Annotated in this window: 23 protein-coding genes; 5 read left to right on the top strand and 18 right to left on the bottom strand. The window is 72.9% G+C overall.

The genetic code is table 11. From position 1 onward, the window contains the following. Positions 1–207 precede the first annotated feature (207 nt). Entirely contained in the window at positions 208–1,620 is a 1,413-nt protein-coding gene (gene pcaB / locus CG736_RS00725) for a 3-carboxy-cis,cis-muconate cycloisomerase (protein WP_100584177.1), read from the bottom strand. Further along, a complete protein-coding gene (locus tag CG736_RS00730) occupies positions 1,617–3,521 on the bottom strand; it encodes an FAD/NAD(P)-binding protein (RefSeq protein WP_100584971.1) in 1,905 nt (634 codons plus the stop codon). The genes pcaB and CG736_RS00730 overlap by 4 nt, the downstream gene beginning before the upstream one ends. 1,836 nt (positions 3,522–5,357) lie before the next feature. On the opposite strand from CG736_RS00730, the gene CG736_RS00745 reads away from it, so the two are divergent. The 4 genes from CG736_RS00745 to CG736_RS00760 all read left to right on the top strand — a co-directional run bounded on the left by CG736_RS00745 (position 5,358) and on the right by CG736_RS00760 (position 8,935). Beyond that, positions 5,358–5,714 carry a hypothetical protein gene (locus CG736_RS00745; RefSeq protein WP_157815340.1) on the top strand — a complete coding sequence of 119 codons (357 nt, stop codon included), beginning with the start codon at positions 5,358–5,360 and terminating at the stop codon, positions 5,712–5,714. A gap of 185 nt (positions 5,715–5,899) precedes the next feature. Continuing rightward, positions 5,900–7,255 carry a hemolysin family protein gene (locus CG736_RS00750; RefSeq protein ID WP_100584179.1) on the top strand — a complete coding sequence of 452 codons (1,356 nt, stop codon included), beginning with the start codon at positions 5,900–5,902 and terminating at the stop codon, positions 7,253–7,255. Beyond that, positions 7,252–8,280: a hemolysin family protein gene (locus tag CG736_RS00755; RefSeq protein ID WP_100584180.1), complete on the top strand. Its 1,029-nt coding sequence runs from the start codon at positions 7,252–7,254 to the stop codon at positions 8,278–8,280. The genes CG736_RS00750 and CG736_RS00755 overlap by 4 nt, the downstream gene beginning before the upstream one ends. Before the next feature lie 73 nt (positions 8,281–8,353). Further along, positions 8,354–8,935, top strand: a complete 582-nt coding sequence (locus tag CG736_RS00760) for a TerD family protein (protein ID WP_100584181.1) — start codon at positions 8,354–8,356, stop codon at positions 8,933–8,935. A 278-nt stretch (positions 8,936–9,213) separates the two neighbouring features. Here the strand turns inward: CG736_RS00760 and hypE are convergent, their stop codons facing one another. The 14 genes from hypE to CG736_RS35795 all read right to left on the bottom strand — a co-directional run bounded on the left by hypE (position 9,214) and on the right by CG736_RS35795 (position 22,510). Continuing rightward, a complete protein-coding gene (hypE, locus tag CG736_RS00765; RefSeq protein WP_232733800.1) occupies positions 9,214–10,296 on the bottom strand; it encodes a hydrogenase expression/formation protein HypE in 1,083 nt (360 codons plus the stop codon). Positions 10,297–10,315: 19 nt separating this feature from the next. Continuing rightward, positions 10,316–11,440, bottom strand: coding sequence for a hydrogenase formation protein HypD (gene hypD / locus CG736_RS00770; RefSeq protein WP_100584182.1), 1,125 nt, complete (start codon positions 11,438–11,440; stop codon positions 10,316–10,318). After that, the gene (locus CG736_RS00775; RefSeq protein ID WP_100584183.1) at positions 11,437–11,727 is read right to left on the bottom strand and encodes a HypC/HybG/HupF family hydrogenase formation chaperone; all 291 of its coding nucleotides are present in this window, start codon (positions 11,725–11,727) and stop codon (positions 11,437–11,439) included. Before CG736_RS00775 ends, hypD begins: the two co-directional genes overlap by 4 nt. A 12-nt stretch (positions 11,728–11,739) precedes the next feature. Continuing rightward, entirely contained in the window at positions 11,740–14,034 is a 2,295-nt protein-coding gene (hypF, locus tag CG736_RS00780; protein WP_232733715.1) for a carbamoyltransferase HypF, read from the bottom strand. A gap of 47 nt (positions 14,035–14,081) precedes the next feature. Continuing rightward, a complete protein-coding gene (hypB, locus tag CG736_RS00785) occupies positions 14,082–14,846 on the bottom strand; it encodes a hydrogenase nickel incorporation protein HypB (RefSeq protein WP_100584185.1) in 765 nt (254 codons plus the stop codon). Between the two features lie 6 nt (positions 14,847–14,852). After that, complete coding sequence (gene hypA / locus CG736_RS00790; protein ID WP_100584186.1) at positions 14,853–15,233, bottom strand: hydrogenase maturation nickel metallochaperone HypA; 381 nt, start codon at positions 15,231–15,233, stop codon at positions 14,853–14,855. Between the two features lie 217 nt (positions 15,234–15,450). Continuing rightward, positions 15,451–15,981: a hydrogenase maturation protease gene (locus CG736_RS00795; protein WP_100584187.1), complete on the bottom strand. Its 531-nt coding sequence runs from the start codon at positions 15,979–15,981 to the stop codon at positions 15,451–15,453. Next, positions 15,978–17,339 (bottom strand): hypothetical protein, encoded by a 1,362-nt coding sequence (locus CG736_RS00800; RefSeq protein ID WP_100584188.1) that lies wholly within the window; start codon positions 17,337–17,339, stop codon positions 15,978–15,980. The genes CG736_RS00795 and CG736_RS00800 overlap by 4 nt, the downstream gene beginning before the upstream one ends. After that, positions 17,336–17,977 carry a DUF6084 family protein gene (locus CG736_RS00805; RefSeq protein WP_100584189.1) on the bottom strand — a complete coding sequence of 214 codons (642 nt, stop codon included), beginning with the start codon at positions 17,975–17,977 and terminating at the stop codon, positions 17,336–17,338. The genes CG736_RS00800 and CG736_RS00805 overlap by 4 nt, the downstream gene beginning before the upstream one ends. Further along, positions 17,974–18,621 (bottom strand): DUF5947 family protein, encoded by a 648-nt coding sequence (locus CG736_RS00810; RefSeq protein ID WP_369879706.1) that lies wholly within the window; start codon positions 18,619–18,621, stop codon positions 17,974–17,976. Before CG736_RS00810 ends, CG736_RS00805 begins: the two co-directional genes overlap by 4 nt. Beyond that, on the bottom strand, positions 18,618–19,085 hold the full coding sequence (locus CG736_RS00815; protein WP_100584190.1) for a thioredoxin: 468 nt from the start codon (positions 19,083–19,085) through the stop codon (positions 18,618–18,620). Before CG736_RS00815 ends, CG736_RS00810 begins: the two co-directional genes overlap by 4 nt. After that, positions 19,082–20,863, bottom strand: a complete 1,782-nt coding sequence (locus CG736_RS00820) for a nickel-dependent hydrogenase large subunit (protein WP_100584191.1) — start codon at positions 20,861–20,863, stop codon at positions 19,082–19,084. The genes CG736_RS00815 and CG736_RS00820 overlap by 4 nt, the downstream gene beginning before the upstream one ends. Before the next feature lie 79 nt (positions 20,864–20,942). After that, positions 20,943–21,998 (bottom strand): hydrogenase expression protein HypE, encoded by a 1,056-nt coding sequence (locus CG736_RS00825; RefSeq protein WP_100584192.1) that lies wholly within the window; start codon positions 21,996–21,998, stop codon positions 20,943–20,945. 134 nt (positions 21,999–22,132) lie between these two features. Then, entirely contained in the window at positions 22,133–22,510 is a 378-nt protein-coding gene (locus tag CG736_RS35795; RefSeq protein ID WP_157815341.1) for a hypothetical protein, read from the bottom strand. Positions 22,511–23,175: 665 nt separating this feature from the next. Between CG736_RS35795 and CG736_RS38765 the strand changes: the two genes are divergently transcribed. After that, a complete protein-coding gene (locus CG736_RS38765; protein WP_369879707.1) occupies positions 23,176–23,604 on the top strand; it encodes a hypothetical protein in 429 nt (142 codons plus the stop codon). Here CG736_RS38765 and CG736_RS00840 read toward each other — a convergent pair. Further along, positions 23,528–23,860 carry a hypothetical protein gene (locus CG736_RS00840; RefSeq protein WP_232733716.1) on the bottom strand — a complete coding sequence of 111 codons (333 nt, stop codon included), beginning with the start codon at positions 23,858–23,860 and terminating at the stop codon, positions 23,528–23,530. The genes CG736_RS38765 and CG736_RS00840 overlap by 77 nt on opposite strands. An 89-nt stretch (positions 23,861–23,949) precedes the next feature. Continuing rightward, on the bottom strand, positions 23,950–24,630 hold the full coding sequence (locus CG736_RS00845) for a heme oxygenase (biliverdin-producing) (RefSeq protein ID WP_100584194.1): 681 nt from the start codon (positions 24,628–24,630) through the stop codon (positions 23,950–23,952). Between the last annotated feature and the right edge of the window lie 111 nt (positions 24,631–24,741).

Raw genomic sequence — 24,741 nt, forward strand, 5'->3', positions numbered from 1 at the left:
CCTGACGGGACACGGGGCCGAAAGCAGCGGTGAGGGGCACCGTGAGCGGACGGGGCGACAGCCGTCCCGCCGGCACCGGCGGGACGGTCCTGGAGGCTGGGCAGCGGCCCCCGCCGGTGGTGGGGCCACGGGGGTCTGAACGGCCGGGTGCACGGTGTGGCACGATGCCGAGGGGCCCGCACCGGCCACCCAGCGAGCCCACCGGGGTCAGAGCCGCAGGGCCCGGTCGACCAGTGGCTCCGCGACTCCGAGGTAGTCCTCGGGGCGGCACAGCGCTGCCAGTGCCTCCGGAGTGAACACGTCCTTCAGTTCGGGAAGTTCGGCGAGTACCTCGGCGAGTTCCCGGCCCGTGGCCGCGGCGGTCGCCGCGGCCCGGGAGGACAGGGATCGGGCGGCCGCCCGGCCGAGCAGGGGGGCGAGGACAGCGGAGACGCGTTCGGAGACGATCTGACTGCCGGTCAGCGCCAGGTTGGCCGCCATCCGTTCGGGCCGTACCTGCAGACCCTCGGCGAGTTCCACCGCGGTGTGCGCGGCGCCGCCGGTCAGCCGAAGTGCCTCTCGCAGCAACTGCCACTCGGCGTGCCAGACGCCGCCGGAGCGTTCGTCCTCGGTGATCAGGCACTGCGTCAGACCGGTGGCGATGGCCGGGACCTGGAGTGCGGCACTGCGGATCAGGGTGGAGTGCACCGGGTTCTGCTTGTGCGGCATGGCGGAGGAGGCGCCACGGCCGGCCACCGGCCGCTCTCCGACCTCGCCGATCTCGGTCCGCGTCAGGACCTGCACGTCGACCGCCATCTTCCCGAGTGCCCCGGCCGTGAACGCGAGCGCGGCGGCCAGGTCGGCGATGGGGGTCCGCAGCGCGTGCCAGGGCAGGACCGGCCGGGCCAGCCCGGTCTCGGCGGCGAAGGCGTCGACCAGGCGGTCGAGGTAGGCGGCCGGGTCGTCGTCGGTGGCGGGGTCGGCAGCGCGGGCGTTCTCCAGGTATCCGGCCAGTGTGCCGGCCGCGCCGCCCAACGAGACCGGCAGGCCGGTCCGCTCGACCAGCGCCAGCCGGTGGTCGGCGTCCAGCACCAACTGCCGCCATCCGGCGGCTTTCAGGCCGAAGGTGGTCGGCACGGCCTGGAGGGCGAGGGTGCGCCCCGCCATCGGGGTGGACCGGTGGGCCTCGGCCAGTGCGGCGAGCGCTCCGGCCACCCGGTCCAGATCCGCCCGGATGATCCGCAGGGCGCGGGCCGCGACCAGCATCGCCCCGGTGTCCAGGATGTCCTGGCTGGTCGAGCCGGAGTGGACGTACTCCGCCGCCTCGGGGGACCGGGCCGCCACCAACTCGGTCAGGGCCCGGACCAGGCCGACCACGGGGTTGGCGGTCTCCCGGGAGGCCAGTGCGAGCGCCCGTACGTCGAAGTTCTCGACCCGGGCGAGGGCGGTGATCGCCTCGGCCGCCGATCCCGGTACCACTCCGAGTCCGGCCTGTGTCCGCGCCAGCGCCGCTTCGGCGTCCAGCATCGCCTGGAGCCAGGCCCGGTCGCCGACCGCGCCTTCGATCGGGGTGCCGGCCCGGACCGGCGAGAGCAGACCGGTGTCCGCCTCCGCGTCGGGTGGCACGGTCTCGGGTGTCATGCGTCGGCTCCTGTCCTGACTGCTTCCCGCCGCTCTGCGGGCAGGAGCGAAAGTATGGCGCGTGCGATCGCGTCCGAGTCGCCCAGGGTCACCGAGTCCACCCCGGGACGGATGCCGGCCGCCGTGACCCAGTGCACGCCCTCGGTGGGAACCCCGTAGGCGAACCGGCGCGGGTGCACACGGCCTTCGGCGTCGACCACCCGGTACGGGCGGGCGGTCACGTGCAGTCCCCCGGTCTCGTGGCCGCCGACGTCCGGCGTCCGGTAGGGGGCGATCCGGCCGCTGTCCAGCAGGTGCCGCAGCAGCGGGTCGGCGGTCCGGCGCACGTCCGGTTCGGGGAGCCTGGCCTCGATCAGCACCGTGGCCAGGACCGGCGGCCCCGGCACCCGGCCGGAGCGGGCGAGGAAGGCCCGGCGGTCGGCGTCGACGCTCACCGTGGTTCCGGGACCGGTGAGTTCGAGTACGCCCGCCTCGATCAGCGCGATCATCTGCTCGATCCGGGCGGCCGGCGGGCCGATCGACAGGAACGCGTTGAGCGGGGTGTACCAGCGCTCCAGGTCCTCGCGGTGCGAGTCGCCGACCAGGCCGCCGTGGTCCACCGCGAGCCGGATCTCGTTGCGCAGGTCGCGCAGGACGTCCAGCGCTGCCTTCAGCGGGCCCCGGACGTTACCGGACCGGGCCTCCCGCAGGTCCCGTGACAGGTACTCCAGCAGCCAGGACCGGAACTCCGCCCGGTCGCCGAACTCCCGGCCCGCGGACGGTTGGGCCAGGCGTTCCCAGTCCCAGTGGTCCGCCCGGTCGATACCGTACGCGTGCAGGATTTCGGCCCGCTGCTCCGGCCGTTCGGCAGCCAGGTAGAGCTCGGTGAACGGCTCCCGGTCGGCCGAGCGGTCGCGGACGTCCAGCAGCGCACCGTAGTACACGCTCTCGACCTCACGGGCGATCAGCGGCCACAGGTCGCGACGGAAGTCGAGCGGGGTGCCCGGCCGGCGAAGGGCGCCGACGAACTCGGCCGAGAGCAGTCGCGGGACGTACCGCCCGTAGGCGCCCTTCTGGTTCTCGCCACGCGCCTGGTACGGCACACCGCGCCGTGAACTCGCGTACAGCACAGGCTCCTTGCCGGAGGCGCGGTAGACGAGTCGACCGCCCTCGTGGGTGAAGGTGCCGCCGCGGCCCTCGGTCAGCAGCGCCAGGTGGTCGAAGAAGTTCAGCCCGAGACCGCGCACCAGAACGTGTTCTCCCGGCCGGATGGCACTCAGGTCGGCGTCGGCCGGATTGCCCGGCGACAGGTAGCGGAGCCCCAATGCCGCTGCTGTGTCCGCGAGTTGCTGCTCCTCCCGGCCCAGTACGGCCGGTCCGTGCCCCATGGCCAGCACCACGGCGTCCAGTGCGTCGACCGTGCTGCCGTCCGCCAGCCGGACCTGCTGAGACACCTCTCCGGTGAGGGCAACGGCCCGGGAGCGGTGCACCCGGACCGTGACATGCTGCGGCGCCCGCTCGACCAGGCGCTGGAACACGGCCCGCAGGTACGCACCGTAGAAGGCGCGGGTGGGGTAGGAGTCGGGGCCCAGCGCGGCGGCCTCGGCAAGCACGTCGGCCTCGGCCCCGTACGGCGAACGGGCCCACTCGTACAGGCTCGGTCCGGGCTCCACCGGGCCGTCGATCCGTACGCTGTCGTCGGTGAACACGCTGACCTGGGACGCCACGGTGTTCATCAACAGGTGCCGCGACTGGTCGGTGCGCCAGACCCCGCCCGCCCCGGGCGGGTCGGGGTCGATCAGGTGCACGGTCAGGGGACGCGGGGAGGGGTTGACCCGCTCGTTGGCACAGAGCCGTTCCAGTACGGACAGACCGCGGGGGCCCGCGCCTATCAGGGCGACTCGCATGCGGGTCTCCGTCATGACCGGCGTCACCGCGCCCGGCCCGGCCGAACGGCGCCGCCCACTCCGAGGCCGGTGCGGTGGGCGCCCCTGGCCCGCGTCCCGCTCGGACGCTGCCGGCGGGTGACCGGGCAGGCCTCGTCCTGCGGGAGCTTCCACCCGGTGACGAGCGTCCCGTCGGCGGGGCCGATGCGATGCGATCCGAGAAGCACCGACCGGCTCGGCCGGACGTCCGGCTCCGTCGGAGCCGTGCGGACGATCCTCACGGGGCTCCCTCCTGTCCTTGTGTATCTGCTGCGGAGACCTTGCAAGGTCCGGGTGGAGAGAGTGTGCTTCCGGCCGTGTCCGCCTGGATGATCGGTATCCTTCCCGGCGATCGGCAACGGAGTCAACGGTCTCGTGAACTTCCTGTCCCGAAAGGGCATTTGACCTGCCCGGACGATACTGAGGTCGTTTGCAGGCGACCGGTGGGAGCGGCGACGCGGCGGGCGCTGTACCGCCGTACGCACGAGAGACGGCCGAGGCACGGAGGAACTGCGGATCGAGGTGCCGCAGACCGGGCCGGTGACGGCTTCCCCGGCGAAGGCCTTTCGGACGCTGCCGCCGGCGTGCTCGGCGACCTGGTCCAACAGGGCGATGCCGGCAGCGTTGTCATCCGCGTTCGCAGCCGGGACGAGGACGGCGACGACCGGGCCCAGCACGTCGACGGCCAGGGCCCGCTTGCGGCCCGGCACCCGTTTCGCCGACTCCCGACCCGTCGTGGAAGCGGGGACCCGGCGGCCACGTGGACACCCTGCGCGTCCGGGACCACCGGGGTCGGGTCCTCGCCCCGTCGGCGTGACGCCGTCGACGGCTTCGCACCCCGGCCCGATCACTGACGTGCATACCGGCCGGCAGGCCGAACGCGGCTGTGCGCGGCAGCGCAGATTTCGCAGCCGTCCGTCCCGCGACGCCGATCTTCATGGGGCTGAGTGCGGTCGGCGCGCTGGTCGCCCTCCGAGTGGTCGGCTGACCGACCGGAGCATCCGGGGCGGCCGCACCTCGGTCCGGTTCGGTCCGCCGGTCGCTCCGCCCCACCGGTCGAACCGGCGGGCCCGCCGGTTCGACGAGCAGCGCGCACGAGTGGCTCGTCCTGGGTCGAGAGGCCGCGGACGAAGCTCGGGAGGACCGCATCGCGGGCGCCTCCGCTCGCACCGTCCAGCAGTCGGCGCATCCTCGGCGCACTGAGCGCCGCAGGATCGGCGACCGCGCTCCAGAGATGTGCCCGCCCGCCCCGCTGCTCTTCGCCTCCAGGCGGGACAGGACGGTCATCACCGTGCCCCGGGCGACGCTGCCCGACAGTCCTGCGCGCTCCCGCTCTGCGGCGACCGGCCCATCGGCCTCGCGAAGGATGCCGAGGACCTGAGCCTCCGGCTTTCCGTGCCCGCGGCGCCCCTCGCTCCGCGGACGGCTCGAACTGTTCCGAGTCATGGCCCGCCTCCGTCCGGCGGCACCGCCCGGCTCCGCTGCCGGGAACATCGCGGTGCCCGCCGGGCGGAGCGGCGGCTCCGGCGAGGCCCGCTGCGCCGCCCCGGCCCTGGGCGGGCGGCAAAGGCTGCGCACACCACCCGAGTTGACCGACCGTCGGACTCCCGTCCGGGATTCTCGAATCCTCTACAGTGCTGTAGATTCAAGTCCAGGTAAAGATCTGCCCAAGCCGTGCACCCGGGCGGCGCGCCCGCCGATGGCGCGCGCCCGGTCTTCCGTCCCCGCCACGACAGTCCCGACTTCGCCGGACCGGACTGCACCGGCCCCGGCTTCGACACCGGCGTCCGGCGTCCGGCGTCGGACCGCAACGAACCGAAGGAGACCCGAGAAGTGACCAGGCGCAGGATCGCCGCCGCCCTCTCCACTGTCACGCTCGCCGCGCTGCTGGCCGTGCAGGGCCCGGCCGCCACTGCGGCGCCCACCGCCGCACCCGTGCGGCCGCAGGCCGTCGCCCAGTCGGCGGGCGCGGCTGCCGCCGTCGCGCAGGCCGTCGGCCACGCCCCGGCGGCGGCCGTCGGCCACCTCGCAGCCGGCGACAGACAGGAGAAGAAGAAGGGCGGCTTCTTCAAGAAGCTCGGCATCGCCGTCCTCGTCGTCATCGTGCTGCTCGTCCTGCTCGCGATCGGGCTCGTCGTGGCCCTGGTCCTCGGCATCCGAGCGCTGTTCCGCCGCCGCCGGGCCACGTGATCCGCACCACTGACCCGACTTTGCCATTCCTTTACACTCGTGTGGATCGGGGCGCCCGTCGCGGGCGCTCCGCCACCGACGTGCCACCGAGACCACGAAGGAGTCGCGGCCCCCGCGATGGACGAACCTCCCAGTTCCCCCCGTTCTGACCGACCGGTTGCGAGCGCCCGGGCGGAGGTGTCCCGGTGACGGAAGTGCTGCTCCTGCTGCTGGCACTCGTCCTGACGGGCGCGTGCGCGGTGTTCGTGGCCGCGGAGTTCTCGCTGACCACGGTCGAGCGCGGGGCGGTGGAGAAGGCCGCCGCGGACGGCGAGCGCGGCGCGGCCACCGCGCTGAAGGCCGTCGAGCGGCTGACCTTCCAGCTCTCCGGGGCCCAGCTGGGCATCACGATCACCAGCCTGGTGATCGGCATGGTCGCTCAGCCGTCGGTCGCCGCCCTGCTGCGCGGCCCGCTCGAAGCGGTGGGCCTGCCCTCCGCGGTGGCCGGGACGGCGGCGCTGGTGCTCGGGGTCCTGCTGTCGACCGTCGTGCTGATGGTCGCCGGCGAACTGGTGCCCAAGAACTGGGCGATCTCCCGGCCGCTGGCGGTGGCCAAGGCGGTCGCCGCTCCGCAGTACTGGTTCTCCGCGGCGTTCTCCCCGCTGATCGGCCACCTCAACGACACCGCCAACCGCGTGGTGCGCCGCTTCGGCCTGGAGCCCGCCGAGCACCTGGCCTCGGCCCGTACCCCGCAGGAGCTGGTGGCGCTCGCCCGGCACTCGGCCCGCGAGGGCGCGATCGAGCCGGACACCGCCGAGCTGTTCGTCCGCTCGCTGAGCCTGCGCGAGCTGACGGCGGAGAACGTGATGAAGCCCCGCGTCGACGTCCGGGCGCTGGAGGAGCACGCGAGCGCCGCCGACGTCGCCGATCTGACCCGGGCCACCGGCCTGTCGCGCTTCCCGGTCTATCGCGGGAGCCTCGACCAGGTCGTCGGCACCGTCCACATCAAGGGCGCCCTCGCCGTCCCCGCCGCCTCCCGTGCGTCCCGCCCGGTCACCACGCTGATGACGCCGCCGATGCTGGTGCCCGAGTCGCTGACCGTCGACCGGCTGCTGGAGCGCATGCGAGGCGAGGAGACCCTCGCGGTGGTGATCGACGAGTACGGCGGCACCGCCGGCATCGTGACCCTGGAGGACATCGTCGAGGAGGTCGTCGGCGAGGTCGTCGACGAGCACGACCCCGACGCCGTCCCCGACCTCGTCGACCTCGGCGCCGGCCCGGACGGCCGCCACCGCTGGGACGGCGACGGCATCACCCGCACCGACGAGCTCGAACACCTCGGGCTCACCGTCCCCGAAGGCCCCTACGAGACCCTGGCCGGCCTGATCGCAGACCTGCTCGGCCGCATCCCCTCCCCCGGCGACCGCGTCGAACTCGACGGCTGGACCCTCGACGTGACGACCGTCGCCCACCACGTCGCCGAACGCGTACGCCTCACCGCGCCCGAACCGCCGGCCGACGCGGACGAGGACGCCGCCGACCGCCCGGAGGAGACCCGGTGACCGCCCTGCAACTGGCCGTCGGCCTGCTCACCATCGTCGCCAACGCCTTGTTCGTCGGCGGCGAGTTCGCCCTGATCTCGGTGCGCCGCAGCCAGATCGAACCCCGCGCCGAGGCCGGCGACCGCCGCGCCCGCACCGTCATCTGGGGCCTGGAGCACGTCTCCGCCATGCTGGCCACCGCGCAACTCGGCATCACCGTCTCCTCCCTGGTGCTCGGCATGGTCGCCGAACCGGCCATCGCCCACCTGCTGGAGCCGCCGTTCCACGCCGTCGGCGTCCCCGAGGGCCTGATCCACCCGATCGCCTTCGTCGTCGCCCTGGCCGCCGCCACCTACCTGCACATGCTGCTCGGCGAGATGATCCCGAAGAACATCGCCCTCGCCGCCCCCGAGAAGTCCGCCATGCTGCTGGTCCCGCCGCTGGTGGCCACCGCCCGGGCAGTACGCCCGATCGCGTTCTCCGTCAACGCCTTCGCCAACCGCGTCCTGCGCATGCTGCGCGTGGAGCCCAAGGACGAGGTCGCGTCCGTCTTCACCGAGGAGGAACTCGCCCGCATGGTCAAGGACTCCTCCGACGCGGAACTGCTCAGCGACCGCGACACCGAACTCCTCCAGGACGCCCTCGAACTGGGTAGCCGCCCCGTCTCGGAGGTCGTCACCCCCGGCACCGAAGTGGTCTTCGCCGAACCCGGCACCACGCCCGCCCGACTGGAGCGGCTCGCCGCCCGCAGCGGCTTCTCCCGCTTCCCCGTCCTCGCCCCCGACCGCACCGTCGCCGGCTACCTCCACATCAAGGACGCCCTCGACCACGACGACACCCCCGACCGGCCGTTCCCCCCGGCCGCCCTGCGCCCCATCGCCCGCGTCGCCGCCGCCATGCCGCTGGACGCCGTCCTCACCGCGATGCGCCGCTCCGGCAGCCACCTCGCCGCCGTCATCGACCCCGACGGGCGCCCGCTCGGCCTGGTCACCCTGGAAGACGTCCTCAAGGAACTGGTCGGCCCCTCCCCCGTCGCCGGCCGCTGACCCACCCCGCCAGAACAGGTAGGCCCAGTACCGCGCCGGCGGAGCACCGCCGGGGCGGAGACAAGGAACAACCATGACCGTGAACCTCGGCAAGGGACAGAAGATCACCCTGGAGAAGCCCGGAGGCGGATCCCTGCGCACCGTCAGAATGGGGCTCGGCTGGCAGGCCGCGCCGCGCAAGGGGTTCCTGTCCAAGCTCTTCGCGAGCGAGATCGACCTCGACGCCTCGGCCGTCCTGTTCTCCGGCAAACGCCCCGTCGACGTCGTGTACTTCCAGCACCTCACCAGCGACGACGGCTCGGTACGCCACAGCGGCGACAACCTCACCGGCGGCGCCGGCCAGGGCGGCGACGACGAGACGATCGTCGTCGACCTGGAGCGCGTCCCCGGCGAGATCGACCAGATCGTCTTCACCGTCAGCTCCTTCACCGGCCAGACCTTCGCCGAGGTCGGCAACGCGTTCTGCCGACTCGTCGACGAGGCCACCGGCCAGGAACTCGCCAGGTACACCCTCACCGGCGGCGAACGCCACACCGCCCAGATCATGGCGAAGGTGCACCGCGTCTCGGGTGCATGGCAGATGACCGCCATCGGCGCGCCCTCCCACGGCCGCACCTTCAACGACCTGATGCCGGAACTCGTCACCCACCTCTGAACGCCCCGCCCGTCCGACCGGAACCCACCGGACGCCGGCCCCGACCACCCGGGGCCGGCGCTCCGACCGACCGTGCCCCGATCAGGCGGACGGCTTTCGTACTCGGTCGCGGGCGGCGGCGAGCAGGCCTTCGCGGCCGACGGCGAACGCGCCCGAAGCCTGACGGCCCGTCATGGCGGAGGCGAACGCGCGCACGCCCTCCCCCGGGCGCCGGATCCAGCGTGCCGGTGTCCGTCCGCACACCGTCCTCGTTCCGACGGGCAGGCGATGCTGCGCGATCAGCAGATTCTCGGTAGCTGCTCGCCGATGGGCAGGTCCATCACCCGGGTGCCGCCGAACGCGGTTCGAGCGACGACCATGCCGGGGTGGTCGGGGACGCATTCACCGATCACGGCCGCGCCGGCGCCGAGCGGGTGCGCGCGCATCGCGTCGAGCACGGCGTCGGCGGTCCGGCGGGGCACGAAGGCGACCAGCTTGCCTTCGTTGGCGACGTACAGCGGGTCGAGGCCCAGCACCGCACAGGCGTTCGCCACCTGCGGCGGAATCGGCACCGACCGCTCGTTGACCACCACGCCGACCCCGGCGGCCGTCGCGATTTCGTTGAGAGCGGCGGCGAGACCGCCGCGGGTGGGATCGCGCAGGACGTGCAGGTCGGGGGTGACGGCGAGCATCGCCTCGACCAGGCCGCCGAGCGAGGCGCAGTCGCTCTCGATCTCGACTCCGAACTCCAGGCCCTCGCGCACGCTCATGACGGCCACGCCGTGCAGGCCGATCTCCCCGCTGACGATCACCACGTCACCGGGAGCGGCCCGCTGCGGCCTGATGTCCACGCCGGCCGGGACCAGCCCGATGCCGGCCGTGTTGAGGTAGATGCCGTCGCCGTGACCGGCCTCGACCACCTTGGTGTCGCCGGTGGCGATCTCCACTCCGGCCGCCCGCGCGGCAGCGCCGACGGCCCGCGCCACCCGGTCGACGACGGCCATCTCCACTCCCTCCTCAAGGATGAAGCCGCAGGACAGGTAGGCGGGCCGCGCACCGCTCATCGCGAGGTCGTTGACCGTGCCGTTGACGGCGAGGTCCCCGATGCTGCCGCCGGGGAAGAACAGCGGCCGCACCACGTAGGAGTCGGTGGAGAAGGCGAGCCGCGCGCCGCCGAGTTCCAGTACGGCGGAGTCGCCGAGGCCGGCCAGGGCGGGGCCGCCGAACGCGGGGACGAACAGGTTGGCCACCAGCTCGGCGGACATCGCCCCGCCGCCGCCGTGCCCCATCACCACCCGGGGGTGGTCGCGCAGTGGCAGCGGGCAGGACCACCCGGAGAAGTCGGGCGCCGAGGGCGGCCCGTCGGGCGCGGTCGCCGGCAGCGCGGTGCGGATCTCGATGTCAGCCAACGAAGGTCGCCTCCTGGGGAGCGACCGGCGCGCCCAGTCGCCGGTAGAGGTAGTAGGCCGCGCACGCCCCTTCGCTGGACACCATGGTGGCGCCGAGCGGGGTGCGCGGGGTGCAGAGCGTGCCGAAGGCCTCGCACTCGTTCGGCTTGAGCTGCCCTTGCAGCACCTCGCCGGCCCGGCACTGCGCGGGCTCGCAGGTGGTGATCCCGGAGACGTCGAAGCGGTGCTCGGCGTCGTGGTCGCGGTAGCGCGGGGAGAGCCGCCAGCCGCTCTGCGGGATCACTCCGATGCCGCGCCAGGCCCGGTCGGTCACCTCGAAGACGTCTTCCAGCATGGCCCGGGCCGCCGGGTTGCCCTCGGGGCGGACGGCCCGCGGGTAGGCGTTGTCGACCCGGTGCTCGCCGCGCTCCAACTGCCGTACGGTGCGCCGGATCCCCTCCAGGATGTCGAGCGGTTCGAAGCCGGTGACCACGATCGGCACCCGGTGGCGCTCGGCCAGCGCCGGGTACTCGTCGGTGCCCATCACGCTGCACACGTGCCCGGCGGCCAGGAAGCCCTGCACCCGGCAGTCGGGCGAGGTCATGATGGCCTCGATGGCCGGAGGCACCCGGACGTGCGAGACCAGCATGCTGAAGTTGCGCACGCCCAGCTTCCGGGCCTGGTGGACGGCCATGGCGTTGGGCGGGGCCGTGGTCTCGAAGCCGATGCCGAAGAAGACCACCTCGCGGTCCGGGTTCTCCCGGGCGATCCGCAGCGCGTCGAGCGGCGAGTAGACCACCCGCACGTCGCCGCCCTCGCCGCGGACCCGGAACAGGTCGCGGTCGGTGCCGGGCACCCGCAGCATGTCGCCGAACGAGCAGAAGATCACCTCGGGCCGGGCGGCGATGGCCAGCGCCCGGTCGATCACCTCGAGCGGGGTGACGCACACCGGGCACCCCGGCCCATGGATCAACTCCACACCCTCCGGCAGCAGTTGGTCGATTCCGTGCCGGATGATGGTGTGCGTCTGCCCGCCGCAGACCTCCATCAGCGCCCACGGCCGGGTGACCGCAGCGCGAATGTCGGCCAGCAGCCCGCCCGCCAACTCCGGGTTCTGGAACTCCTCCAGGTACCTCACTGCCGCTCCTCCGTCGCGCCCGTTCCTGCCGCCGCCTCCCATGGGTCGCCGAACTCCTCCTGCAGCAGGCCGAGTTCCGCGAAGAGGTCGAGGGTCTTCCGAGCCGACTCCTCGTCCAGCCGCTGCAACGCGAAACCGACGTGCACGATGGCGTACTCACCGACCCCGAGGTCGGGCAGGTACTCCAGGCACACGTCCTTGACCACCCCGCCGAAGTCGACGACCGCCATCCGCGTCCCGTCCCGTTCCGAGATCTCCATCACCCTGCCGGGCACCGCCAGGCACATCCTTCTCTCCTCTCAACCCGCGCCCGGGCCGCCGGCCCGGGCGGCCACCATCAGCTGACCGAGCGCCAGCCCGCCGTCGTTGGGGGGCACCCGGCGGTGCCGCAGCACGGTGAAGCCGTCGGCGCGCAGCCCGTGCGCGCAGGCCGACGAGAGCAGCGCGTTGGCGAACACGCCACCGGTCAGGGCGACCGTGTCCGTGCCCTGCTCAGCGCGGGCGGCCCGGCACTGGGCGCGCACCAGCTCGGCCACCGCGGCGTGGAACCGGGCGGCGACCAGGCCGCCGGACGCCCCCAGGGCGAGGTCTGCGACCACCGCGGCCAGCACCGGCTCGGGCTCGCCGAGCAGCACGCCGCCGTCGCGCCGGAGCCCGAAGGCGTACCCCTCGGCGGGCCCGTGGGCCAGCGCTGCGGCCTCGAGCTCAATGGCCGCCTGCGCCTCGTACTCGGCCAGCTGACAGACGCCGGCCAGCGCGGACACCGCGTCGAACAGCCGCCCCATGCTGGAGGTCGGCACGCAGTTCAACGACCGGTCCAACTGGGTTTCGAGTACCGCCAGTTCGTCGCGCGGGCAGGCACGGACCGGCGCCAGGTCGGCCGACCACGGAATGCCCGCCGCCCACAGGTGGGCGAGCGCCATCCGGTACGGCCGGACCACCGCGGCGTCGCCGCCGGGCAGCGGCACGTACGCCAGGTGTCCGAGCCGCCGGAAGCCGTCGTAGTCGGCGAGCAGCACCTCGCCGCCCCAGACGGCGCCGTCCTCGCCGTACCCGGTGCCGTCGAACGCAACCCCGATGACGGGCCGGCTGCCGTCCAGCCCGTGTTCGGCCATGACGGAGGCGATGTGCGCGTGGTGGTGCTGCACCGGCCGCACTCGTGCGTCGCCGAAGGACCGCCGGGCGTGCCGGGCCGACCGGTAGTGGGGGTGCCGGTCCACCGCCAACACCTCCGGCTGGACCCCGGTGACGGCCTCCAGGTGTGCCGTCGCGCGGTCGAAGGCCTTCAGTGTGGCGAGGTCGTCCATGTCCCCGATGTGGCCGGACAGCCAGGCGTAGCCGTCGCGCGCCAGCGCGAAGGTGTTCTTGAGGTCCCCTCCGACGGCCAGCACCGGCCGGACCGGCACGGGAAGCGGCAGCGGCAGCGGCACGTGGCCGCGGGAGCGCCGGAGCGGCAGGTGCTCCCCGTCGACCACCCGCACCACCGAGTCCTCGCACGGGACGTGGATGGTCCGGTCGTGCGCCAGCCAGCCGTCGACCAGCGGAGCCAGCCGGTCGAAGGCGTCCTGGTCGTCGGTGACGATCGGCTCGCCGGAGAGGTTGGCGCTGGTCATCACGAGCAGCCCCGGCCCGGGCGGCGCGAGCAGCAGGTGGTGCAGCGGAGTGTACGGCAGCATCACGCCGAGGTCGGGGCTGCGGGGCGCGACGGCCTCCAGCGCCGCCACCGACCCCGGCGCCGAGACTTTCGGGCCCACCCGGCGGAGCAGCACGATCGGCCGGGCCGCACCGGTGAGCAGTTCCTCCTCCACCGGCCCCACCTGCACCAGCCCGGCCAGCTCGGCGAGGTCCCTGGCCATCAACGCGAACGGCTTGGAGCCGCGCCGCTTGCGCCGGCGCAGCCGGGCGACGCTCGGCACGTTCCGCGCGTCGCACGCCAGGTGGTACCCGCCGATGCCCTTGACGGCCAGGATCGCGCCGTCCCGGAGCATCCGGCGGGCCCCGTCGAGGGCGTCCTCGCGGCGGGTCGTCCGGTCGCCCGGTACGACGAGGGAGAGTTCGGGCCCGCAGGCGTGGCAGCAGACCGGCTGGGCGTGGAAGCGCCGGTCGGCGGGGTCGGTGTACTCCCGTGCGCAGTCCGGACACATCGGGAAGTCCGCCATGGTGGTGTTGGCGCGGTCGTACGGCAGACCGGTGACGATGGTGTGGCGCGGCCCGCAGTTGGTGCAGCTGATGAACGGGTGCCGGTAGCGGCGGTCGTGGGGGTCGGCCAGTTCGCCGAGGCAGTCCGCACAGGTGGCGGTGTCCGGCGGGACGAGGGAGCGCCGCAGGCCGTCGCCGCGGGACGGGGTGATGGCGAAGCCGGTCGCGCCGGTCGGCGGCAACGGCACCTGTTCGACGGCGTCGACGCGTGCCAGCGGCGGCGCGTCGCCGGCGACGCGCCGGCAGAACGACTCCAGCGCCTCGGTCCGCCCTTCGATCTCGGCGAGCACCCCTTCGCCGGTGTTGGTGACGGTCCCGGCGAGGCCGAGTTCGGCGGCCAGCGCGAAGACGAACGGCCGGAACCCGACGCCTTGGACGACCCCGCGGACAGCCACCCGCCGCCGCTCCAACCCGGCTGCCGACGAAGCTTCCTGACCGACCTTCACAGGTGCTCCGCGGCAGCACCGTCGTGCGTGTGCGCATCCCCGCGGGAGTGCGGGTGCCCGGGCCCGTTCGCCGACGCTCCCGCCATCACCGGCCGGTGCACCTCCGCACCGTCCAGCACGGCGCACGCCCGGTCCAGCAACTCGCCCACGCCCTGCCCGGTCCGGGCCGAGGTGAACACCACCTCCACCCCCGGGTTGACCCGGGCGACGTTGGCCAGGAACGCCGTCCCGTCGAACTCCGCCGCCGCAGCGAGGTCGGCTTTCGTCACCAGCACCAGGTTGGCCAGCCCGAACGCGGTGGGGTACTTGAGCGGCTTGTCCTCGCCCTCGGTCACCGAGGCGAGCGCCACCCGCAGCGTTTCACCGAGGTCGTAGGAGGCCGGGCAGACCAGGTTGCCGACGTTCTCCACGAACAGCAGCCGGATGCCGGCGGGCAGCCAGCCGGCCAGCTGGTCGGTGAGCATCTCGGACTCGAGGTGGCACAGCCCGTCGGTGAGCACCTGCTTCACCGGCACTCCGGAACGGGCCAGCCGCAGTGCGTCGTTCTCCGTTGCGAGGTCGGCGGTGAGGGCGGCGACGGCAATCCCGCGGTCGCGGGCCAGGCAGAGTTCGGCCTCGAGCAGCGCGGTCTTCCCGCTGCCCGGGCTGGAGAGCAGGTTCACCGCGACGGTGCCCCGGGCGGCGAGCCGGGCGCGCAGGGCGCGGGCACCGTCGTCGTTCCGGGCCAGGACCGCCTGCCGGAGTTCCACCGTACGACACATGGGAGTTCAGCCTTCCTGTCGGGCTCCGGCGCCCGCCGGGCGCTCGGCCCGTTCAACGCCGATGATCTGCAGCTCGCGGCCGGCCAGCAGTTCGACCCCGGCGCCGGCGCAGTTCGGGCAGCCGAGGTCGGGCGGCATGCCGACGGACCATTCGGTTTCGCACCCGGAGCACCTCGCGCGGGCCGGCACCGTCTCGGTCTCCAGGACCGCGCCTTCCAGCAGCGTTCCGGCGCAGGCCAGTTCGAAGCAGAACTCGAGAGCCGAGGGCACCACGCCGGCCAGTTCGCCGACCTGCAGCCGCACCAGGACGACGGCCTCCATCCCGTGCTCGCGCGCCGCGGCGTCCACCTGTTCGACGACTGCCGCCGCGATCGACATCTCGTGCATGGGCCCCGTTCCCGCTACTGGGAGGCAACAAGGCTCGATTGAAGGGCGCGGCGGCGGCTGCGGCTCGGAGCCGCGCCGCCGCCGCGCCGGGGGCTACGCCGTTCGCAGCAATCCGCGGCTCACATCCGACTGATCCTGACGTACCGCTTCACGTCGTCCAGGTTCTGCCAGATGACCGCCGCCACGGCCGTCACGACGGCCGCGCAGAGCAGCTTCTTCACCATGCCGTTGTCTCTCTCTCCACTTGCGGGTCCGCCTGCGCGCCCGTCGGCTCCTGCGCGCCGACGATCCGCAGAACCACCCGGACCGCCTCCTCGACGGCGGCGGCAACCGGTGTGCTCAGGCCGATTCCCTCGTCCAGCGACTCCGGCTCGCAGCCCACCACGAGCACCCGCTCGGGCAGCGTGCCTCCGGTACCTGCGGCCAGGGTGCCGAGCAGCGCGAGCACTGCGTCGGGTCCCATCCGGTGCCCGTCCAGGACGGGCACCTCGACCGGGCCGGCGTCCGGTTCGATCAGGTAGACAGTGCCCGGCCCGCCGCCCCGCGCGGTGGCGTCGACCAGCACCAGCAGCCGGTAGCCGTCCAGGGCCTGGTAGGCGAGGTGGACGCCGCGCACGCCCACGTCGAGCAGTTCGACGTCGTCCGGCAGCGGGTGCTCCCCCAGCCGCCGGACGGTCTCCACCCCGAACCCGTCGTCGCCGAGGAGGATGTTGCCGACCCCGGCGACCAGGACGCGGCCCGTGCTCACGGCTCCTCCAACGGGGCGATCTCGTCGGGCTGGAAGTAGCGGAAGCGGCCCTGGGCCCGCCACAGGTCCGCGCCGGGGTCGTCCTCCACCGTCACGGCGAGGTGGACCGAGCCGTCCACGTCGTGCAGCACGGCCTCGACGAGGGCGGTCCGCCCGTCCAGGAACAGGTCCTGCGCGTCGGTGCGCCGCCGCCCGGGCCTGAGCACGACCCGGCTGCCCGCACCGACCTGCCGGCCGTTGACGACGACCCGGTCGTGTTCCGGGTCGACCTCGGGGTCGTCGCCCGGATCCCACCACGGCCGGCCGGGCGCGTTCCCGGTGATCGCGCGCAGGCCTCGGACGGCGCCGTGCAGGCGTTCCAGCACCTCCGGCGGCATCGAGTCGGCGAGGTCGATCACTGCGCCGGCCCGCTCGTCGGTACCGCGGGCCTCGCGCTTCTCGCGGTCGGTCAGGGCGGCGGTCCGCAGTGCGAGAATCTCGTCGATCTCGGTCGCGTCGTAGAGCGCGCCGGGGCTCTCGGGGGCGATGCTCGGGTGGTCCTCCAGGATGATCGGCGAGGAGAGCAGCACCCGGCAGCGCCCGGGCGGCCCGGCGAGGACCGGCCAGGTGTGCTCGTTGCGGCACTGCGCGACCGCCTCCCTGGCCCACTCGGGCGGGTCGGTGACCGACAGGAAGGAGCCCCGGTCGAGCCCGAGCAGCAGGTGCGTCGAGACGAGCGAGTGCGGCAGCGCCGCCTCCCGCCCGTCTGCCGGCGCCGCCGTCCGGACGGTGGTGTTCTCCACCACGACGGTCAGCCGCTGGACCGCGTACGGCCCCGGGACCGCGCGGGCCGTCAGCCTCAGCACGCCCTCGACCGACTCCCGTCGCCGGACCAGCCGTCCGATCGGCACGTCTTCCTCGTAGAGGATTTCGATGTCCTCGCCGACCAGCAGGTGGAACGGGTGCACTGCCCCCTCGGCCGGCTCCGGGACCGGGAGCAGTAGCTCGATGCGCTCCTCGACGCCTTCGTCCCACGGCACCAGCAGCCGGTCGGCGAGCTCCAACTCCTCTACCGGCTCGAACCCGCCGCCGGGCAGGGCGCGTTCGACGGTGCGGCGCTGAGCCCGCAGGAAGCGCAGTTCCACGGCCAGTCGGTCGCCGGGGCGCGGCTCCATCAGGCACTCGGTGCGCTGGTGGGAGTGCTCGCCGCTGTCCTCGCCCCAGCCGGGCGGGACGAGCACGCCGAACTGCCAGCGGAGCCGGTTCTTGGCGGCCGAGGCGCGGTAGGGGTACAGCACGTACCCCTCGAAGAGCACGGCGTCGGCGATCTGCCGGGCCTGCGCGAATCTGCGGTCGAACTCCTCGGTCAAGGCGGTCACCGGGCGGCATCCTCGAACTCGGTGGCGGTGAGCAGTTCCCGCACGGTGGCCTCCCAGGAGGGCAGGGCGCGGCTGGAACGGTAGGCGAGCAGCGCGTCCATCACGTCCTCGGGCAGCCGCAGCCAGCCGCAGCCGGGGAAGTGCCGGTCGATCGCCTCCCGCCACACCGCGACGGGCATCCGCACCGGAGCCTCCCGGTCCCACGGGACCGGGGTGACCTGGAACCCGCGGGGCCCGGCGAACGCGGTGCCCGAGAACAGGAGCAGCAACGGGACCTCCCCGCCGTCCAGCGCCCTGAGGTAGCGGGCGGACGCGACGTCCATGTCGTAGGTGCACGGCACGGGCAGGTCCACCTCGGTCTCGCCGGTGAACCCGGGGACCATCAGCGGCACCTGGGCGAGCTGGACCGGGTTGAGCGTCGTGCCCCAGCGGGAGCGCTCGCCGAACAGGTCGGCGAGCCGCTCGCCCTCCGCCTCGCCGTAGCCGCGGCGGGCGGGTTCGATGCGAAGCTGGCAGCGGAGCGCGAGGGCGTGCACCCGGGCGGCGGGCGCAGTGATCCGCAGCCGGAAGACGAGCGTGGGCCCGGCGGCGTGCGGATCGGTCGTCACGCCGGTGCAGGCGAAGCCGAGTTCGGTCATCGGGAGACCTCCGCCGCCGGCGGCCTGGCGCGCTCGTCGAGCCGGGCGAAGAAGGCGTCGAGTTCGGCCCGGGCCTCGGCGCCGCCGTCGAACCCCCGCCAGCAGCGCCGCAGCCGGCCGACCAGTTCGTAGCAGGTGTCGATGGGCACCAGGTGGCACTGGACGCCGTCGTCGGTGTGCCGCAGCAGCAGCGCCTCGACGTCCGGTTCCAGGACGGCGGCGAGCCGGCTGCCGTCGAGGGCGGCCTGCCAGGCGGCCTCGTCCGGCTCGCTCTCGGTGGCACCGGCCGGGCCGGGGTAGAACACCACCAGTCGGTCCTGCCTGGCGTTGCGAAAGAGGAAGGCGGTCCCGACCGGGATGCCGAGCGCCGCCCAGGCGTCCTCGCCGATCCGGTGGTCCGGGTCGATCAGGTGGCGGTCGGGGACGCTGCGGTAGCGGCCGCCGGCCGCGCCCGGCTGCTGGAAGAGCAGCCCGCACGCGGTGCAGACGCAGGTCAGGGCCTGTTCCTCGGTGTCCACCAGGTGCCGGTGCTGCTGCGGAACGCGCTGGCCGCAGAAGGTGCAGCGCTCGGGCTGCGGAGGGGCCGGTTCGCGCAGCCGGCGCAGCAAGGCCGTGCCGAGCCTGTCGAGTCGACGGGTGCTCACCGTGCCTCCGCCGGGCTGGGCGGGCGGGCGGAGATCTGCAGCAACTGCGGGGTCTGTTCCAGCTCCAGCGCCGTCACCTCGGGTGCGTGGCAGGCGAGAACGGTCTCGATGTCCTGCTCGGAGCAGCCGCAGCCTCCTCGGGTGCGGCGGAGCCGGGCGGTGCCCGTGGCGGGTTCGTAGCCGGACAGTTCGACCGGCTCGGCGAGGGTGGCGAGCGCCCGGCGGATACGGGCGGTGGCGTCCTCGGGGTGCAGGTCGTGCAGGACGAGGAGTCCGGCCACCACCGGGTCGTCCAGCAGCCGGTCCAGCGCGGGCGGCGGCACCGCCCGGACCAGTCGGGTGAGGCCGTCGCCGTACATCTCCATCAGCTCGCGCACCAAGTGCTCGCCGGTCTCCTGCGCGCCGTACTCGGCGAGCCGGTCCAGCGCTTCCTGGACCCGTTGCCCGGTCTGCTCCGCCGTCATGCGAGCCCGCTCAGGCCGGTGGGCACGTGCATCTGCTGCACGGTCTTCCCGCCGCCCACGTACATGTGGACGCCGCAGGGCAGGCAGGGGTCGAAGCTGCGGACGGCCCGCATGATGTCGATGCCCTTGAAGTCGTCCGGGGAGTTCTCCTCGAAGATCGGCGTGTTCTGCACCGCGTCCTCGTACGGGCCGGGCGTGCCGTAGCTGTCGCGGACGCTGGCGTTCCACGGGGTCGGCGGGTACGGGTGGTAGTTGGCGATCTTGCCGTCCCGGATCACCATGTGGTGCGAGAGCACACCGCGGACCGCCTCGGTGAAGCCGCAGCCGATCGACTCGTCCGGTACCTCGAAGCGCTCCCAGGTCTGGCTGCGGCCGGCGCGGACCTCCTCCAGCGCCTTCTCGGCGAAGTGCAGGGCCGCGGCGGCGGCGTAGGCCTGGAAGTAGGTGCGGGCGCGGTTGCGCTCGATGGCGTTGCTCCACTGCGGGATCTTCCACTCGAAGGTGGTCTCCGGCATGGTCATCGAGCGCGGCAGGTTGATCACCACGCTGTGGCCGGTGGCCTTGACGTAGCCGATGTCGACCAGCCCGGACAGCGCGGTGGACCACAGCCGGGCGATCGGGCCGCCGCCGGTGTCGAGCGCCAGGTGATCCTTGCCGTCGAACCAGCGTGGGGACATCACCCAGCTGTACTTGTCGTCGAAGTTGCGCTTCTGCGGCTGCGGGACGGTGTGCTGGTTCCACGGGTGGCGCGGGTCGACCGGGTTGCCGAGCGGGTCGTGGGTGACGAACAGTTCCTTGCCCTGCCAGTCCTCGTAGTAGGAGCTGCCGAGCAGGATCCGGATGCCGAGGTTGATCTCGGTGAGGTCGTTGGTGACCAGTTTGCCGTCGACCACGACGCCGGGGGTGACGAACATCCGCCGGCCCCAGTCGGTCATGTTGCGGTAGGTGAAGTCGCAGTGGTCGGGGTCGTTGAGGCTGCCCCAGCAGCCGAGCAGGACGCGCCGCCGCCCGACCTCCTCGTACCCGGGCAACGCCTGGTAGAAGAAGTCGAAGAGGTCGTCGTGGAGCGGCACGACCTTCTTCATGAACTCGACGTAGCGCATCAGCCGGGTCAGGTAGTCGGTGAACAGCTGGACGGTGGCCACCGTGCCGACACCGCCCGGGTAGAGCGTGGAGGGGTGCACGTGGCGCCCTTCCATCAGGCAGAACATCTCCCGGGTGTAGCGGCTGACCTGAAGCGCCTCGCGGTAGAACTCGCCCTCGATCGGGTTGAGCGAGCGCATGATGTCGGCGATGGTCTTGTAGCCGTGCTCGCCGGCGTGCGGCGCTTCCGTGCGCTCGGCCAACTCCAGCACGCCGGGGTTGGTCTCGCGAACCATCTTCTCGCAGTAGTCGACCCCGACCAGGTTCTCCTGGAAGATGTTGTGGTCGAACATGTACTCGGCGGCCTCGCCGAGGTTAATGATCCACTCACCGAGGTGCGGGGGCTTCACGCCGTACGCCATGTTCTGGGTGTAGACCGAACAGGTGGCGTGGTTGTCGCCGCAGATGCCGCAGATCCGGCTGGTGATGAAGTGCGCGTCGCGCGGGTCCTTGCCGCGCATGAAGACGCTGTAGCCGCGGAAGACCGATGAGGTGCTGTAGCACTCCGCCACCCGCTTCTGCTTGAAGTCGATCTTCGTGTGGATGCCCAGGCTGCCCACGATCCGGGTGATCGGGTCCCAGGACATCTCCACCAGGCCGCTGCCGTCCCCGGCCGCCTTGGTCATCGGTGCCATCGTGTCTGTCGTGCCCTTCTGAAGGGGTGGGAGGAGCGACGGGCGGGCCGCCGCGCGGGGTGCGCAGCGGCCCGCCGGATCACCACGGGGCGCGGTAGCCGGTCGTGAGCTTGCGACCGGTGCGGCGCCACTTGGGTTCCTTGTCGAGGGTCTTGAGGGTGATCGCACGCAGCCGCCGGATGACCGAGCCGTACGCGGAACTGGCCGCCGTGGAGACGGTCGAGCCGGGAGGCGGGTCCATGAACGGCATGAACTTGTCCGGGAATCCGGGCATCGTGCAGGCGATGCAGATGCCGCCGACGTTCGGGCAGCCGCCGACCCCGTTGATCCAACCGCGCTTGGGGACGTTGCACTTCACGACCGGGCCCCAGCAGCCGAGCCGCACCAGGCACTCCGGCGTGCCGTAGTCGGTGGCGAACTGCCCCTGTTCGTAGTAGCCGCCGCGGTCGCAGCCCTCGTGCACGGTGGCGCCGAACAGCCAGGCGGGGCGCAGCTTGTCGTCCAGCGGGATCATCGGCGCCGAGCCGGCCAACTGGTAGAGCAGGTACGTCAGGGTCTCGGCGAAGTTGTCGGGCTGGATCGGGCAGCCGGGCACGCAGACGATCGGCAGCCCCGCCTTGGACTTCCAGTCCCACCCGAGGTAGTCCGGCACGCCCATCGCACCGGTCGGATTGCCCTCCATGGCGTGGATGCCGCCGTACGTGGCACAGGTGCCGATCGCGACGACGCCGGTGGCCTTCGGGGCGAGCCGGTCCAGCCACTCACTGGTGGTGATCGGCTGACCGGTCGCCGGGTCGTCGCCGAAGCCGCACCAGTAGCCCTCCTTCTTGATCCCCTCGTTGGGGATGGATCCCTCGACCACCAGGACGAACGGGTCGAGTTCGCCGCGGTCCGCCTTGAAGAACCACTCGACGAAGTTGTCGGCGCCCTGCACCGGTCCGCACTCGAAGTCGATGAGCGGCCAGTGGACGGCGACCTTCGGCAGGCCCGGCAGGGCCCCCGTGACGATCTCCTCGATGCTCGGCTGCATGGCGGCCGTCAGGGAGACCGAGTCGCCGTCGCAGCTGAGCCCCGCGTTGATCCAGAGAATGTGCACCACGTCGGGGTCGGTGGCACTCGTTGTTGCAGCACCCATGAGGATGCCTCCTCGGAGCCGGGAGAGCCGGACACAATGGCTCAGAACCGTCTTAACAGCGGTTGGCCCGGCCCGCCGGTCCACATGGCCGTGCGGGACATCCGATGGGCCGCAGACCAGGTCCGCCGTTCGGCTCAACACACCGCCGCTCGGGGGGCGAAGAACTGGCGGCGCATCACCGCCGGCTCGTCGGCACGGCACGCGGCCGGCGACCGACTGCGTTCGTCGACCTTCCGGGCGGCCTTCTGCGCCACGATCCGGCCGTGGACCGTCGGCAAGGCAGCGAACAGCGGTGTCAGCGGGGCGTTCCGCGACCTGAACTCCTCCGTGCAGCGCGCCAGGACACGGTCGATCAGCCCGAGCCGCAGGGCGGCCGGAGCCCCCAGCGGGCCCGAGCTGCTGGTCGCCGGGCCCACTCCCCCGGCAGCGTCGATTTCGGTCCGCGAAGCCACCGGCACCCCGATCGGCCGGATCGTCCTCGGCTCGTCCGGCAACCCGGGCTTCGCGACCACGTGATCGCCGCCGCCGCGGTCAGGAGCCGCCAAACCTCCGGACAGGTGGGCCCGGGCAGAACTCCCTGCGGACAGTGCAACCGCCGGCCGCTCCGGCGCCCTGGACCACCGGGCATGAGGGGTCCTGTGCCGACCGGCCGTCCCGGCTCGCCAGGCCGCGGTCGTAGCCGACGGCAGGTGCGGGTAGCCCCTGACAGGTGGTCTTGAGCGATTGCCGGGCGAGGTCGACCGGCGTGAACTCCGGTTGCCCGGCATCCGACCTGCACCGCACCTTCGAGGGCCGACAGGACAAGGGCGGGCGTACCCTCCTGCCGCCCCGGCACCGTCGTGGCCGTCGCTGTCCCTCGTGGCTCGGTTTGCGGCATTGCCCTGACATCGACGAGTGGACGCGAACAAGGGGGCGACCGCCGCCCCACTCTGCGGGCGCGGCGGTGGCCGGTGCGGGGGTTCCCGCTCGTGTGGTGCGGGCGTGTCGGTGGTCATCGCGGGCGGCCACGGCAGGGTCGCGCTTCTGACGTCCCGTCTACCGACAGACCGGGGGCACCGGGTCACGGGGATCGTCCGGCGCTCCGACCACGCCGCCGAGGTGCGGGCCGCCGACGCGGTGCCGATCGTCGCCGACCTCGCCCGCGCAGCTCGCACCGGTGCTCGCGGGCGCACACGCCGTGCCCTTCGCCGCCGGCGCGGGCGAACCCGGTCGGCCGCGTCCGCGATCCTCGCTCGCGGACGCGGCCCGACCGCCCAGGGTCCGCCGTCTCGTCGCGCTCTCCGTCATAGGCGCGGATCCCACCCGGCGACATCTGTCCGATTCGCCGGCGGAGACCACCCTCCGGGCCTGGGACGGCGCCGACCGGACGGACCTGAACTGCATAGTGGTACGCCCGGCCTGGTCGACCTCGCCGAACACACCGGCCCCGGCGAGATCGACCACACCCTCCACCGTGGAACCAAATCTCCGGCTCGACCCGCGTCGCACTCCGGCACCCGCCGACGACGGAGGACCATGCGGACTGCCGCTCAACTCCCTTGCCGCGACGCTCCTTCCGGGGACTGGCGCTCGACGGCGAGGACGGCGAGTTCGCGGAGGCGGGTGAAGTAGTCGCAGGCCTCGGCGTCGTCGGCGAGGGCGGGGAGGATGCGGTGGACGGCGGCGATGCCGTGGTGGAGGGCCTCGCGGCGGCGCCGGTCGAGGGGGCCGGTCAGGGCGGCGGACACGCAGCCGGCCAGGTGGCTGTCGAGCAGGACCAGGTCTTCGCCGGCGGGGGCCTGCCGGTAGCAGCTGCGCGGGAAGGGCAGGGCGAGGAAGTCCTGCCACAGCCGGGCCAGCCGGTCGGGGTGCGTGTCGCTCATGGCGTCGATGATGCCCGAGCGAACGTCGGGCGCGTCACCCCGTCCCGGCCTGCGGAAGAACGGCCGGTGGAAGAACGGCGGGCGAACGCTCAGGCTTGCCGGGACGCCGGGTGGCGTTCGGCGAGCTCGGCGAATATCGCCCCGTTGAGGCCGAAGGCCGCCTTGCACTCCTCGGCGACCCGGTCGCGCTCCGCCCCGTCCATCAACTCGCCCGCGGCGTCCAGCTTGGCGCGGTAGTCGCGCTTGAACGCGGCGGGGTTGTCGATCTCCTCGAAGACGTAGAACCGGACGCCGTCGCCCTTGCGCGCGAAGCCCCAGGTGCGTTCGGCGACGCCGCGGATGATCTGACCGCCCGACAGGTCGCCCAGGTAGCGGGTGTAGTGGTGGGCGAGGTAGCCGGCCGGCCAGTCGGTGGCGAGGGTGCGGATCCGCTCGGCGCAGGCCGCGGTGGCCGGCAACGGGGCGAGGGTCTCGCGCCAGTCGGGGCCGGCCAGGTGGTCGAGGTCGCGTTCGATGGCGGCGGTGCGCAGCAGGGCGCGGTCGGCGAGCGGTCCGGCGACGGGGTGCTCGGCGAGGGTGTCGAGGTGGGCCTCCAGGGCGCGGTAGACGTACCAGAGCTGGCCGGTGAGGTCGGTGTAGGCCTCGATGCCGAGCCGTCCGCCGAGCAGGTCGCTCATGAAGGAGGACTGCTCGGCGGCCTGGTGTTCCTCCGCGCTGGCGGTGCGGAGCTGGGCCGAGAACGGGTTGACGACGGCGACGGACGCGGACATGGGCGGGCCTCCAGAGATCGACTTCCCCTGATTATTTAGGTGAGGCTTGCCTAAGTCAAACCCTTGCCGACACTCTGTCGGGAAAAATCTCGGACGCGTCAATTCGCTCGT

The sequence above is a fragment of the Kitasatospora sp. CB02891 genome (assembly GCF_002803145.1).
Taxonomy (GTDB): domain Bacteria; phylum Actinomycetota; class Actinomycetes; order Streptomycetales; family Streptomycetaceae; genus Kitasatospora; species Kitasatospora griseola.

Excerpts from the sequence above, each read along its gene's own strand:
- CG736_RS00825 (WP_100584192.1), bottom strand. The coding sequence starts at position 21,998 with ATGGGTGCTGCAACAACGAGTGCCACCGACCCCGACGTGGTGCACATT.
- CG736_RS00845 (WP_100584194.1), bottom strand. The coding sequence starts at position 24,630 with ATGTCCGCGTCCGTCGCCGTCGTCAACCCGTTCTCGGCCCAGCTCCGC.
- pcaB (WP_100584177.1), bottom strand. The coding sequence starts at position 1,620 with ATGACACCCGAGACCGTGCCACCCGACGCGGAGGCGGACACCGGTCTG.
- CG736_RS00760 (WP_100584181.1), top strand. The coding sequence starts at position 8,354 with ATGACCGTGAACCTCGGCAAGGGACAGAAGATCACCCTGGAGAAGCCC.
- CG736_RS00730 (WP_100584971.1), bottom strand. The coding sequence starts at position 3,521 with ATGACGGAGACCCGCATGCGAGTCGCCCTGATAGGCGCGGGCCCCCGC.
- CG736_RS00820 (WP_100584191.1), bottom strand. The coding sequence starts at position 20,863 with ATGGCACCGATGACCAAGGCGGCCGGGGACGGCAGCGGCCTGGTGGAG.
- CG736_RS00815 (WP_100584190.1), bottom strand. The coding sequence starts at position 19,085 with ATGACGGCGGAGCAGACCGGGCAACGGGTCCAGGAAGCGCTGGACCGG.
- CG736_RS00840 (WP_232733716.1), bottom strand. The coding sequence starts at position 23,860 with ATGAGCGACACGCACCCCGACCGGCTGGCCCGGCTGTGGCAGGACTTC.
- hypA (WP_100584186.1), bottom strand. The coding sequence starts at position 15,233 with ATGCACGAGATGTCGATCGCGGCGGCAGTCGTCGAACAGGTGGACGCC.
- CG736_RS00775 (WP_100584183.1), bottom strand. The coding sequence starts at position 11,727 with ATGTGCCTGGCGGTGCCCGGCAGGGTGATGGAGATCTCGGAACGGGAC.
- CG736_RS00805 (WP_100584189.1), bottom strand. The coding sequence starts at position 17,977 with ATGACCGAACTCGGCTTCGCCTGCACCGGCGTGACGACCGATCCGCAC.
- hypB (WP_100584185.1), bottom strand. The coding sequence starts at position 14,846 with ATGTGTCGTACGGTGGAACTCCGGCAGGCGGTCCTGGCCCGGAACGAC.